Source organism: Roseibium polysiphoniae (assembly GCF_014842925.1).
GTDB lineage: Bacteria > Pseudomonadota > Alphaproteobacteria > Rhizobiales > Stappiaceae > Roseibium > Roseibium polysiphoniae.
Genome location: NZ_JACYXJ010000003.1, coordinates 98,151 through 111,053, shown reverse-complemented (window position 1 = coordinate 111,053; position 12,903 = coordinate 98,151). Strand labels below are relative to the sequence as shown.

Annotated in this window: 10 protein-coding genes; 9 read left to right on the top strand and 1 reads right to left on the bottom strand. The window is 57.3% G+C overall.

Translation table 11 applies throughout. From position 1 onward, the window contains the following. Positions 1-53 precede the first annotated feature (53 nt). The 4 genes from uvrB (at position 54) to IG617_RS07505 (ending at position 6,407) form a co-directional block, all read left to right on the top strand. Positions 54-3,389, top strand: a complete 3,336-nt coding sequence (uvrB, locus tag IG617_RS07520; RefSeq protein WP_192109119.1) for an excinuclease ABC subunit UvrB — start codon at positions 54-56, stop codon at positions 3,387-3,389. Then, positions 3,389-3,589, top strand: coding sequence for a hypothetical protein (locus IG617_RS07515; RefSeq protein ID WP_192108626.1), 201 nt, complete (start codon positions 3,389-3,391; stop codon positions 3,587-3,589). Before uvrB ends, IG617_RS07515 begins: the two co-directional genes overlap by 1 nt. Continuing rightward, positions 3,586-3,768 (top strand): hypothetical protein, encoded by a 183-nt coding sequence (locus IG617_RS07510; protein ID WP_192108625.1) that lies wholly within the window; start codon positions 3,586-3,588, stop codon positions 3,766-3,768. Before IG617_RS07515 ends, IG617_RS07510 begins: the two co-directional genes overlap by 4 nt. Before the next feature lie 98 nt (positions 3,769-3,866). Next, positions 3,867-6,407: a DEAD/DEAH box helicase family protein gene (locus tag IG617_RS07505; RefSeq protein WP_192108624.1), complete on the top strand. Its 2,541-nt coding sequence runs from the start codon at positions 3,867-3,869 to the stop codon at positions 6,405-6,407. A 335-nt stretch (positions 6,408-6,742) separates the two neighbouring features. On the opposite strand, the gene IG617_RS07500 is transcribed toward IG617_RS07505, so the two are convergent. Beyond that, complete coding sequence (locus IG617_RS07500) at positions 6,743-7,117, bottom strand: GIY-YIG nuclease family protein (RefSeq protein ID WP_420826142.1); 375 nt, start codon at positions 7,115-7,117, stop codon at positions 6,743-6,745. A 1,078-nt stretch (positions 7,118-8,195) separates the two neighbouring features. On the opposite strand from IG617_RS07500, the gene IG617_RS07495 reads away from it, so the two are divergent. From IG617_RS07495 to IG617_RS07475, 5 genes are all read left to right on the top strand, one after another. Beyond that, positions 8,196-9,644 carry a coiled-coil domain-containing protein gene (locus IG617_RS07495; RefSeq protein ID WP_192108623.1) on the top strand — a complete coding sequence of 483 codons (1,449 nt, stop codon included), beginning with the start codon at positions 8,196-8,198 and terminating at the stop codon, positions 9,642-9,644. Between the two features lie 155 nt (positions 9,645-9,799). Next, positions 9,800-10,417: a chalcone isomerase family protein gene (locus IG617_RS07490; protein WP_209008343.1), complete on the top strand. Its 618-nt coding sequence runs from the start codon at positions 9,800-9,802 to the stop codon at positions 10,415-10,417. A 20-nt stretch (positions 10,418-10,437) separates the two neighbouring features. Next, positions 10,438-11,730, top strand: a complete 1,293-nt coding sequence (locus tag IG617_RS07485) for an MFS transporter (protein ID WP_192108622.1) — start codon at positions 10,438-10,440, stop codon at positions 11,728-11,730. A gap of 37 nt (positions 11,731-11,767) precedes the next feature. Beyond that, positions 11,768-12,130 carry a DUF6665 family protein gene (locus IG617_RS07480; RefSeq protein WP_192108621.1) on the top strand — a complete coding sequence of 121 codons (363 nt, stop codon included), beginning with the start codon at positions 11,768-11,770 and terminating at the stop codon, positions 12,128-12,130. A gap of 125 nt (positions 12,131-12,255) precedes the next feature. Beyond that, positions 12,256-12,711, top strand: coding sequence for a hypothetical protein (locus tag IG617_RS07475; protein WP_209008342.1), 456 nt, complete (start codon positions 12,256-12,258; stop codon positions 12,709-12,711). Positions 12,712-12,903: the final 192 nt, after the last annotated feature.

Below are 12,903 nucleotides of genomic sequence, written 5' to 3'. Positions count from 1 at the left end.
CCAATGCGGTCCGGCCCCTTTTCTCGGATCCTGACTCGGCCCATATTGCAGGCATGAGCAAGAAGACCGCCTCCCCCGACAACACCTCCGGCAATAAATCCGACGACACACCGGCAAGCGACGGCTTCGGTGAAGCGCCGCAAGCCGCCTTCGAAGGCGCGCCCCTGTCCGGCGGCATCTCCGACTGGGCGAAGGAAATTGCCGAGGAGGCGGAAAAGCCGGCCCCCAAAAAAGCACCCGGGAAATCTCCGACAACAGCTGCAGGGGAAACGAACCCGGACCAAGGGTCCGCAAGCCGAACCGCCGGCGACGCCGCCATGGACCTCGCCTCTGGCAAGTCCGCAAACGGGAATGATGCGTCGCCCGCGCGGAGGTCAGGCCGCAAGGCCGGTACGACCGTGAGCGTAGACAAGTCAGGCGCAAAGCAACCGTCTGCGAGCGGCAAACAGCCCCCCTCCCCCAAGCCCGCGAAATCCGCCCGCGGCACGTCAATGGGCAAGGCCGACAATGCGCGCGAACGCGCTGCCGGCGGTCTCAACCCTGTGGCCGGGCTGGACATGTCCCTGGAGGAGGCCGAGCGGCTTGAGGAAAAACTCAAGCAGCACAAGAAGGACAACAAGAAGAAATCCGCTGCCGACGGCCGCTACGGAGACCTGGGCGGCAACCAGGGCGCGACGGCCACCGTCGAGGCGCTGGCCGCCCTGATCGAAAGCGGCGACCCGCTGATCAAGCATGGCGAGGAATGGGTGCCGCACCGCCCTGAACGGCCGGCGAAATCCGAAGGCGGCGTGCCGATCACCCTGGTGTCGGACTATGAACCGGCCGGCGACCAGCCCACTGCCATCGCCGATCTGGTCAGCGGCATCGACACCGAAGACCAGACCCAGGTCCTGCTCGGCGTCACCGGATCGGGCAAGACCTACACCATGGCCCAGGTGATCCAGCGCACGCAGCGCCCGGCCTTGATCCTCGCGCCGAACAAGACCCTGGCGGCCCAGCTCTATGGCGAGTTCAAATCGTTCTTCCCGGACAACGCCGTCGAGTATTTCGTCTCCTACTACGATTACTACCAGCCCGAAGCCTACGTTCCGCGGACCGACACCTACATCGAGAAGGAATCCTCGATCAACGAACAGATCGACCGGATGCGCCACTCGGCCACCCGCTCCCTGCTGGAGCGCGACGACTGCATCATCGTCGCGTCCGTGTCCTGCATCTACGGTATCGGCTCGGTCGAGACCTACACCGCCATGACTTTCGCCATCGAGGTTGGAGAACGCATCGACCAGCGCCAGCTGATCGCCGATCTGGTAGCCCTGCAATACAAGCGCAACGATGCCGCCTTCCAGCGCGGCACCTTCCGGGTGCGCGGCGACACCATAGAGCTGTTCCCGGCCCACTATGAGGACACCGCCTGGCGCATTTCCCTCTTCGGCGACGAGATCGAGCAGATCACCGAGTTCGACCCACTGACCGGCAAGAAGTCGGGCGACCTGAAGTCGGTCAAGATCTACGCCAACTCCCACTATGTCACGCCGAAGCCGACCCTGAACCAGGCCACCAAGTCGATCAAGGCGGAGCTGAAGCAGCGGCTGGAGGAGCTGAATGCCCACGGCCGCCTGCTGGAAGCCCAGCGGCTGGAACAGCGCACCATGTTCGATCTGGAAATGCTGGAGGCCACCGGCTCCTGCGCCGGGATCGAGAACTACTCGCGCTATCTCACCGGCCGCGCGCCGGGCGAACCGCCGCCCACGCTGTTTGAATATCTGCCCGACAACGCCCTTGTCTTTGCCGACGAGAGCCATGTCACCGTTCCGCAGATCGGCGCCATGTACCGGGGCGATTTCCGCCGCAAGGCGACACTGGCCGAATACGGCTTCCGCCTGCCGTCCTGCATGGACAACCGGCCGCTTCGCTTTGAGGAATGGAACGCCATGAGGCCCCAGTCCATCTGCGTCTCGGCGACACCGGGCAAGTGGGAAATGGAGGAAGCCGGCGGCGTCTTTGCCGAACAGGTCATCCGCCCGACTGGCCTGATCGATCCGCCAGTGGAGATCCGCCCAGCCACGTCCCAGGTCGACGACCTGCTGGGCGAAGTGCGCGAGACCGCCCAGAAAGGCTACCGCACCCTGGTCACCACCCTGACCAAGCGCATGGCCGAGGATCTGACCGAATATCTCCACGAAAACGGCGTGCGCGTGCGCTACATGCATTCGGACATCGACACGTTGGAACGTATTGAGATCCTGCGCGATCTGCGCCTGGGCGCGTTCGACGTGCTGATCGGCATCAACCTGCTGCGCGAGGGCCTCGACATTCCCGAATGTGCCCTTGTCGCCATTCTGGATGCGGACAAGGAGGGCTTCCTGCGCTCCGAAACCTCCCTGATCCAGACCATCGGCCGTGCGGCGCGGAACGTCGACGGCAAGGTCGTGCTCTATGCGGACCGCATGACCGGATCCATGGAGCGGGCGATTGCCGAGACCAACCGCCGCCGGGAAAAGCAGCTGGCCTACAACGCCGAGCACGGCATCACGCCCGAAAGCGTCAAGCGCTCCATCGGTGACATTCTGGAAAGCGTCTACGAGCAGGACCATGTCACCGTCGAGGCGGGCTTTGCCGAAGAGGGCAACCTGGTCGGCCACAATCTCAAGGGCCACATCGACGACCTGGAAAAGAAGATGCGCGAAGCCGCCGCCGATCTCGACTTCGAGACCGCTGCCCGCCTGCGCGACGAGGTCAAACGCCTCAGGGAAACCGAACTGGCCGTCGCCGACGATCCGCTCGCCCGTCAGGAAGCGGTGGAAGACAAGTCCGGCGGCTACCGCGGCGCCAAGAAATTCGGCGCCGGCGGTTCCCTCGACGGCGCCAGTGGCAAGAAAAAGGAAACGGCCAAGGACCGGGCGAAAGCGGCCAAGACCAAGGGCGGAGCCAGCGCAAACCTGTCCGGGGAAACAGCGCCCCGAGCCAAAGGCTCGCAAGGCCGAACGGCCACCGCGCCTGATGGCGCGCCCTCGCGGAGGACAGGGAGCGAAAGCGACCGCTCGTCCGTGAGCGAGACGACCGGCGCAGCCGGCAAGGGCAAGCGCCCGTCGCCCGGTCAGGGCGCACCCGCGGAGGCTAGCGCGTCAGCGCGCTCAGCCGTGAGCGATACCCAAAGCTCCGTGAGCGCTTCAAGCAAGGTCCGCAAGAACACCCTGGACGAAATGACCGTCGGCCGCACGGAAGTGCCGTTGGCCAAGGGCCCGCTTCCCGTGAAGCCCTTCGATCCTGCGGATGATGCCAAACCCCTCATCCGCGGCAAGATCGGCGCGGGGTCTTATGAGGACCCGACCGATGAAAAACGCCGGCGCGGACGACCGAAGAAGAGCGGGCGTCCAGGACAGTAATGTCGGATATCGGCGGCATTTTCACACCCCTTGACCTGGCGGTGATGCTCCTTGTTGCAGCCTCCCCCGGCCTTGTTCTAGGCGGTGTCATTGGGGCGTATCTGTTCCCCCGTCGGCTGCCGGGTGCCCTCATCGGAGCCGGCGCAGGCTTCGTGCTTTGCGCAGCTGCTTGGGTGATCTATCTCACCGTGCTGAAATGACCGTCGGCCGCACGGAAGTGCCGCTGGCCAAGGGCCCGCTGCCGACCAAGCCCCTCGATCCGGCCGACGATGCCAAGCCTGTTATCCGCGGCAAGATCGGCGCAGGCTCTTACGAGGACCCGACAGACGAAAAACGGAGAAGAGGCCGGCCGAAGAAATCAGGTAGGCCGGGGCGGTGAAATTCAATTGTCAGAACCAAATAAAACGACCCTAGATAGCATAAAGCAGAATCGCTATTATTGCGACAATACCAAGCTGATGCAGGGCTATAATTTTCATGGTTGATTTTAGTTCACTTAAACGTCCCGAAGGTTCCAAACCGACTCTCAATCCCGTTGAAATCTTCAAAAAGACTCCAAATCTAAAAAATGCTCCAAACGATTTGTGGGATGGGCAGGCAGAAGCTTTAAAAGGCTGGCATGAAAATAGAGACAAGAAAGATATTTTAGTCTCCCTAAACACTGGTGCCGGCAAGTCTATTGTTGGCATATTAATCGCACAAAGTATTGTTAATGAAAAGCACCAAAATGTCGTTTACGTTTGCGCGACCATAGATTTAGTGAATCAAACTAGTCGTGAATGTAATAGAATGGGTATAAAACATTCAATTCGCGCAAAACAAGAATTCAATAATGATTATTATGAGACAGGTCGTGGGCTTTGCATAACTACTTACCAGGCACTTTTCACTTCAACCACAAAGTTTAAAAACGAGCTCTTTCCTACGGCAATTATTTTTGACGATGCACACGTAGGAGAAAAACTCATAAGAGATAGCTTTACGGTTACTGTAGACAGAACAAAACACGAAAAGCTGTATAGAGACATTATTGATATAATAAAGCCGAAGTTCGAGAGCATTGGAAAACTTCAACACTTAAATTTTACGATCGAGGATGAGGGAATAAATTCATGTACACTCTGCCCACCAGAGACCGCGTTTGAATGTGAAAATCAGATAATTGATGTGTTTAAACAGAATAATTTCCGAAAGCATCAAGATCTATTTTTCCCATTCCTCAAAATCTACGACAACGTTAAGCATTGCTGTATTTTAATTAGCCAAAAAAGCATAGAAATAACACCTCCATTTATCCCAGTATTTTCCATCCCATTCTTTAAAGAGGAGAATGTTCGTAGGATTTATCTTTCTGCAACAATTCAACATCAAACAGATTTCGCAAGAGCATTTGGCAGAATACCAGCGATAGAAATCAAGCCAGATCCGAACAACGACGCGGGTAACGGCGAGCGACTTATTTTATTTGAATCTGAGTTCGAAAAAGAAGTGGATACTGTAGAGCTATGCAAGTCAATCAGTAAGAAAAAGAAGGCACTAATTTCAGTTCCTAGTTATTTTTATGCTCTCAGGTGGAAAGGAATAGCAACTCCGCCCAGCACTGATGATTTTTCTAAGAAATTGGAAGAATTTAGAAATAAAGCTTCAGGCGCTTTTATTATGGTATCGCGAGTGGACGGCATAGACTTGCCCGACAACACTTGCAGAATAATGTTTATTGACGGACTTCCAACTGGCTCTTCTCTGCTAGAGACATTTCAACATAAGTCTCTCGGAATGGCTAACATGTACGCTGCAAAGATGGCAACACGCGTAACACAGTTATTTGGGCGAATTAACCGAGGACGGTCAGACTATGGGGTCTTTTTTGCTCTTGGTTCAGATATGAACAATTGGCTTAAAAGACCCAAAAACATAGCCCTACTTCCAGGCACGCTTCAGAAGCAAGTGCTCCTAAGTTTATCTATTTTTGAACAAACTGGAAGCAAATTGAAAAAATCAGATATTACTCAGTCGATTTCTCAAGTACTAGATCGAGATCAAGGCTGGATTGACTACTATACAGCAAACCGTGATAATCTTGAGATAGATAAAGAAACCTTTACTGAGATAGCAGAAAGAGAAAATAAACTCGCAAACTCCGCGCTGGCTGAAACTAAATTTATGTCAATGCTTTGGCAGAATAGAATTGTGGATGCGCGCGATTGCCTGATCGAGCAACTGGATAAAACTGCACCAGTAGATCCTAAGCTGTCAGGATGGTTATGTCTTTGGGTTGGACTTACATATCATATGGAGGGGGACGACAATGAAGCCGCAGCTCTATATCTACGAGCAAGTGCGAGATTCTCCGCGCATTTGAACCTTACGCACAAAAGATTGTTTCAAGAGGTTAATTTCAAAACTGAACCGGAGAACCCATTTCATGAAAAGCTGCTACATGAGCTACAGGCTGGTATCCGAAGTTTCAACGACTACGCCGCATTTTTAAAGGCGCGAGCAAAAGCAAATTATAGCGAGTTATCGAGCAATGCCGCCGAAGAAACAGTAAGATATGTCGGAGAATTACTGGGCTACCGCTCAACACGGCCTGATAACGAATATGGTACAGGACCCGATGTGCTGTGGGAGGATGCGAGATCAAAGACACTGATACCGTTTGAGCTCAAAACAGATAAGAAAACTCCGGCCACATACAAAAAAGATGATATTGGGCAGGGATTAGATCATCTTGAATGGGTCAGGGATAACTATCCAGAGCACAAAATAGTTGGTTTTTTATTTCTTGGACCTGATGGCAGCTGTTCTACAAAAGCAAATCCAAACGATGACATGTATTTGTGCACAACCGATAAATTCAATTCTGCAATTTCAAAACTATCGGCGAGAATTGATGACATCAAAGGAAGAACTGCTATTGAAAAATGGGCGCTTGTTGATGAGTTAGGAAAACTCCCAGAATGGCAAATACGAGGTTTATTTAGTTCTTTCGCTGGAAAAAAAATGAAAGATCTTTAATATCGTGCGGGCTCAGGTCTCACATCTGGATACCGGATCGGGCAGCTTCCCCTCCATCATTCCGGACCAAGCACGCCGGAGGCGGGCCGACAGATCCGGAACATGTCCCCGGCTTGAACGGGGACATGTTCCGGATCACGCGGTGGCACCGTGTGCCACGCGGTCCGGAATGACGGGGCTCGACCATTCCCCCTTGGGGCAATCCATGCCGCGACCTCTCGAAAGAGCATTACTCCGGTTTGCGGCGCGGTAACGGACTACGTCCTCGGGACAAGCCCGAGGATCCACTCCGTGACGTCTCCGCTTGGGAAAGCTTCAAAGTCAAGAAACGGAAGTCAGCAGTTCAGATTCCTGCCGAGATCGAACCAGTTCGGGTTCATGGCCTCGATCAGCTCGACTTTCCATGCGCGTGGCCAGTGTTTGATGGCCTTTTCGCGGGCAATGGCTTGAGGCGCGGATGGATGTACCTCGTACCAGACCAGGCGTTTGACCGAATAGCGCCTGGTGAACTGCGATCCGGTGCCGGAAGTATGTTCAAGCAGCCGTCTGGGAAGATTGTTCGTCACGCCCGTATAAAGCGTGCCGCCCCTGCGCGTCGTCAGGAAGTAGACCCAGAAGCGCTTCTGCATCTTGGGATAGGAAACGGTATGGATCCTCGGGTCAAGCCCAAGGATGACGACAGGGGGGAGGATAGTCTTTGCCAAAAACACGGCGGTCATCCCCGCCTTGTGCGGGGATCCAATCCACATAGCCGCTTCGGCCAGGGGTGTGGCAGCGCCCTGCCACACCCTCGACGGCCTTCCCGGACGGAACGCAAGCGGAGATCCGGGATCCAGTACGCCGCAGCCTTACGGCTCATACTCGAACGCCCACTGCCAGTGGGTCCCCGCACATGCCCCCTTCGTGGGGCGGGGATGAGAGCAGTGGTCTGGCAACGCGGCGCAAACCCACCCTATCCCTCAAATCCGCAAAACAGGCCCCACCCAAGGCCTTGATCCGATTAGCCAAACCGGAAAGCCACCGTTTGTTATCCCCGCCCGCCGGGGCTGGCGTAGAATGAAAGCGTCTCCTGCGAACGGGACCGAGCTCGGCCGACACCATGGAAAGGCCGAACCTGGGGCGGGAGACTGGAGTTCCAGGTCAGGCCGAAAGGATCTGACCGGTGAGCTGCAGAAGCGGAGCGGCCGGCGGGTTCAGGCGCCGGGCACGTTTCGGAGGGTCGTCACAACTGGCAAGCCGGAGGCCTCACACCACCTCCGGGGCGCAGAAAAGGCGGACGGCCAGACGCAGGTCCATCGCCCCGACACCAGGAGCAGGAACCCCGGGCAGGCGCAACGTCTTGTCAAACCCAACACCTAAAACCCCACGCGCGCGGCAAGGCCGCTGCGCCTGCCATCCCGTCTCTTTCAAGCGATCGAGACAGCAGGAAAACACAAACGCCCCAACACGCCGAAGGCACATGCCTTGCGGCGCTCCTGCTGCTGGTCTTGCGTCAATTTTCCTGATGAGAACTGCTCAGATACAGCCCGCACTCGCAGGAGTGGCGCCCCGCAACCTGCCACACGCAAATCGCGAGACCTTGCCATCGCCTGCTGACGCAGCACAGAAGATCCGGCAATGCATGCGTAGATCCAAGCAGAGTGACCGATTTCAGCGGATTTTCTGTGAATTTCCCCCTTGAATGATTTCTTTTTTTCGCAAGCCGTCCGCAAAACGTTAAAAATGTATTAACCTCCGGGTTAGCGGTCGAGAAGAGCGGCCGAAGTAGAGTAAGGCAGGAGCTGGGTAATGGGACTTTTTTCGAAGACATCGCGGTCCGGAATCGAACAGGCCGCCGCACCGGAGGCCTCCGAAATGACAAACGCCGACCCGACCCTCTCCGTTGAGGCGACTCCGGCCGAGACGTCCAACGTCAAACATCTGTCTCCCTTCGCCCTGCAGATGCAGGAAAAAATGCATCAGCTCGATGGGCTGAAGACCCGCCTCGGTGGCCTCGGCCAGGGCTTCGAGCAGATGCAGGCCATGGCGACGGAATCGCGCAATTCCCTGCAGCTGATGCAGGAATTCGTTGAGGCCTCGCGAGTTCAGGTCGAAGCCGAGATCCGGCTGAAGTCGGAAAACGCCAAGATCTCCACCGATCTTCTGGACTCCAATCACAAGCTGGGCAACATGAGCAGCCAGCTGGAGGAAAGCCAGGCTGAGACCCATTCCCTGCGCAAGCGCCTGACCGAGACCCGCACGGCGCTGGAAACCGCGCGCAACGAGCTGATCTCGATCCGCGACAACAACAAGAAGATCAACGAGGATTTCCGCGGCCAGAGCGGCGAGCTGGTCCTGGCCAACACCCGCGTCACCGAACTGGACGGCGAACTCAACGACCTGAAGGCGAAATTCCGCACCCTCGAGGATCACTCGGACGCGCTACAGTCCAATCTGGACGAAGTCAGCAAGCGCGAGAAGGAACTGCAGCAGAACCTGTCCGAAAGCGCCGCCCTGCTTGAGGAAGAGATCCGCAAGAACAATGTGGCGACCGGTGAGCTCGAAGCCACCAAGCGCCAGATGATCGACTTCCGCAATGACAACATCGATCTGAAGTCCCAGATCGACGTCGTCAACCAGGAGCTGGCCTATTCCAAGTCCCGCATGGAAGAAGAACAGCGCAAGCACGACAACGAGGTCTATGCGCTCAACGCCGAGATCGAAAACCTCTCGTCCCAGCGCCGGATCGGTGCCCAGTCCCTGCAGGAAATGACCCGCGACAACCAGATCATGAAGGAACGCAAGCGCGATCTGGTCCAGCGGATGCAGGAAATCGAGCACCTGCTGGAAAACGCCCAGAAGAGCCACGAGCGCGACCGCAACGAACTGGTCACGACCAACGGCAAGCTGCGCGAATTGAACCTGCGTTACAATTCCACGCTCACCGACCTCAACCACGAGCGCAACCAGAACCAGAAATATGCTGAGCGTCTGGAAGAGGTGATCGAGGAAAACAAGAAGCTGCAGAAGTACCGCATCCAGGTCGACACCAGCAATGAGCAGATCGCCCAGCTCAAGGGCGTGATCAACAACTACCAGCGTGCCATGGAAGGTCGCGGCCCGGCCGAAGATCTTGGCCTCACCCGCAATTATGATCCGGCCGAGGAAGTTGGTCTGATCGAAGAGGTGGTCGCCACCGAGACCGTCAACGGAACTTCCGGCGAGACAGACGCAACCATCGTTCGCCTGCACGACTGATCCGGAACACCACCGGACCCAACAAGAGCACAGGATCGGCACGCCCCGGTCCTGTGCTTTTTCTTTGAGAGCTGTTTGTTTCTCCGGCTTGTTTGAAGATCCGCCGCGCTTTGCACTGCGTATCCCTCCTGTCGATCACGGACATGGAGGACAGCATGGCGACGCCCCCTCACCCATCGCGGACAGATAGGTCTCACAGCACTGCGCAAGCGCGCCCCTTGCCGGACGGCCGCAACCGCATCTTGCGCCTGGGACTGGCAATTCTGGCGCTAGTCTCTCTTATCGCGCTCATGCCGACGACGTCACGCGCCGACATTGGCGCTGCCGCAAAGGTCGTGCCCGCCGCCAGTCTGGTCGGCGAAGGCCGGTTGACCTTCCTCGGCTTCCGCATTTTCGACGCTGAACTTTACGCTCCGTCCGGAACCTATGACCCGGCCAAACCCTTCGCCCTGAAGTTGACCTATCTGAGATCGTTCAAAGGCGAGGCGATCGCCAAGCGGACGGAAAAAGAGATGCTCCGTCAGGGCATGCCCAAAGGTGCGACCCTCAACGGATGGACCCGGGACATGGCGCGCATTTTCCCCAATGTCAGCCCCGGCCAATCCATCATCGGCGCGCGCGACAACAAGGGACACACGCTGTTTTACTCCGGCGGACGGCGCATAGGCAGCATCAAGGACAAGGGCTTCACCAAGCGTTTCTTCGCGATCTGGCTCGGCAGCAACACGAATGATCCAGCTCTTCGCAGCCGCCTGATCGGCGCCAGCTCATAGCGTCCGTCCAGAACGCCCACATGAACACGCAGCTCAAACGCAAGGACCTCCTCAGCTATGGGCTGATGGCACTACCGCTCGCCTTTGCCGGGCTGCCGATTTATCTCCATGCGCCCGACTTTTATGCCGGAACGCTGGGACAATCGCTGACGTCACTCGGTCTTCTTCTCTTGGCACTGCGTGCGGTGGATGCCATTCAGGATCCGCTGATCGGCAGCCTGAGTGACCGCTATCATCAGCATCGGGCTCTGATTCTTGTCCTCGGCGTCATGATGCTGGGCGGCGGCTTCTGGATGCTGTTTCATCCATACCTGTCGGCACCGCTCACCTGGTTTGCCGTGGCCGTGTTCATCTGCACAACCGGATTTTCCATTGTTTCGATCAACCTGCAGACCCTTGGCGGTATTTGGCAGGTCAGCGAGCATCAACGCACGCGCATCACCAGCTGGCGCGAGGCCCTGGGGCTTCTCGGACTGCTGACAGCGGCCATGGGGCCGGCCCTTCTCGGCGCGAACTCCGATGCGAGCACCGCATTCCATCGGCTGACGATTGCCTATCTGCCGCTGTTGGCCGTTGCCACATGGGCGCTTCTGGCCTGGATGAAGACCGCCCCTTTGACACGGCCACAGGAGGCATTCAAACCTTCTGGCGAAACACGTGGAAGTTGGCGCGCCCTCATCAGCAACCCGTGGCGCAGCAGGTTCTTCGCACTCTTCGCGCTCAACACGCTGGCGAGTGCAATCCCGGCTGTCCTTGTGCTTTTCTTCATCAGGGACCGATTGGGCGCAGCCGAATATTCCGGCCTATTTCTGCTCGTCTATTTCCTCTTCGGGGCGCTTGCGATGCCGCTTTGGCAGTGGCTGTCAAAACGCGTCGGCAAGATCCAGGCCTGGGCCGTTTCGATGGCGCTGTCGATCATCACCTTCCTCTGGGCCATCTTTCTCCAGGACGGACAGGTCGAGGCATATGCCCTCGTCTGCGCCCTCTCCGGCCTCGCCCTCGGAGCGGATCTTGCGCTGCCGCCATCAATCCTTGCCGATCACATTGTTGCAGAGAAAAGCCAGGCTGAAGCCAGCCGCATGTTTTCCTTGATGACGCTGCTGTCGAAGGCGTCCCTGGCGTTGGCAACGGGTCTCGCCCTGCCTCTGTTGGGGCTTGCCGGATATCAGCCGGGCATCGCCATGACCACAGAGCTCAACCTGACCCTCAGCCTGTCCTATGCGGCCCTGCCCTGCATTCTGAAGACGATCACACTGGTCTGGCTCTTGAGCCAGGCAAACCATATTGCCCAGGCCACCTCTTTGAAGGCATGATCGGGCATCGCTGACATCAACAAGACTGATCGACCACATGACCGTCCGCCCGCCGCAAGCCTACCGAAAGCAGATCGCAGATGATCCAGTTACTGCAGCGCTGGAGCAGGAAGTTCTGGCGGAAAAGGCCGGAACGCTCGCCAGGCTGAACACGAAGCTGGAGCAGGCCCTCGCCCGTATTCCCGATGCAATCGAGAACGCCGGCGAAGACGAGCTGCGCAAACGCGCCCTCAGGATCGCCGAAGCAGGAGAAGCTCTGTGGCATGTCACCATCCAGCGCGAACTCTGTGGCTTCCTCCGGCACAAGGCGTTCTTTGATCACATGGGTGTTCCCGCCGCTGTCCGTCTCAGCGCAGGTCCCGTTCCAGAACATCTGAAAGCGCGCAAAAGGGGCAAGTGAGCCAACAATCCACATGCCAGGCAGCGACCGCAAAAACCGTGCTGCACATCACAGACCACGACGCGGTGCTTGATGTTAAGTGCATGTCATAGTTAGCTTGAATGTCTTTCAGGGGGCAGAAACTGATGAACACCAAGGCAGCATTTTTCAGACTGCGCAAACGCGGATTTTTCAAGTTCGTGATGGCCGCAGCGACCCTCATGTCGACCATGGCAGTGCCCGGACCGGCCCTGGCCGACAGCTGCTGGACGCACAACGGCTCGCTCATGCGGCTCCAGGCCCAGGGCAATCAGCGCTGGCTGAGCTACGAGCGGCCACGTCAACAGCTTCACGCTGCCGGCGTCCGTCGCGGCACGCTTTTGTTCGATGGTTTCAAGACCGGCGACTGGTACAGCGGCACCGCACGCGTCTTCTCCAAATACTGTCCCGGCAACCCGCTCGCATATGCGGTGGAAGGTCCCGTTCGCGGCGATCAGCTGCAGGTGACCGTTCGCGGCACCCGGCAGGTCTTTCGCCAGTGCCAGCCAACCGGTCGTTACAAGACCGATACACTGGTCTTCACCTACTCGCATCAGTGCTAGGACCCGAGAGCATCTCGTTTCGGCCTGCTGATTGAAATCCCCAAGTGCTTTTGAACAATGCCAGGCAACGGCAAACGCTGCCTTGCATGTACCGTTGGGGGATGTTCTTTTAGCGACGCATTTGGCAAAGGATTCGGCCCATTTGGCGCGTGATCACTCCGATGCTGGCCGAACCATGCTTACGGCCTTGGC

Bases quoted from the DNA above. Each gene is read 5' to 3' on its own strand.
- uvrB (WP_192109119.1), top strand. From the start codon at position 54: ATGAGCAAGAAGACCGCCTCCCCCGACAACACCTCCGGCAATAAATCC.
- IG617_RS07515 (WP_192108626.1), top strand. From the start codon at position 3,389: ATGTCGGATATCGGCGGCATTTTCACACCCCTTGACCTGGCGGTGATG.
- IG617_RS07510 (WP_192108625.1), top strand. From the start codon at position 3,586: ATGACCGTCGGCCGCACGGAAGTGCCGCTGGCCAAGGGCCCGCTGCCG.
- IG617_RS07505 (WP_192108624.1), top strand. From the start codon at position 3,867: ATGGTTGATTTTAGTTCACTTAAACGTCCCGAAGGTTCCAAACCGACT.
- IG617_RS07495 (WP_192108623.1), top strand. From the start codon at position 8,196: ATGGGACTTTTTTCGAAGACATCGCGGTCCGGAATCGAACAGGCCGCC.
- IG617_RS07490 (WP_209008343.1), top strand. From the start codon at position 9,800: ATGGCGACGCCCCCTCACCCATCGCGGACAGATAGGTCTCACAGCACT.
- IG617_RS07485 (WP_192108622.1), top strand. From the start codon at position 10,438: ATGAACACGCAGCTCAAACGCAAGGACCTCCTCAGCTATGGGCTGATG.
- IG617_RS07480 (WP_192108621.1), top strand. From the start codon at position 11,768: ATGACCGTCCGCCCGCCGCAAGCCTACCGAAAGCAGATCGCAGATGAT.
- IG617_RS07475 (WP_209008342.1), top strand. From the start codon at position 12,256: ATGAACACCAAGGCAGCATTTTTCAGACTGCGCAAACGCGGATTTTTC.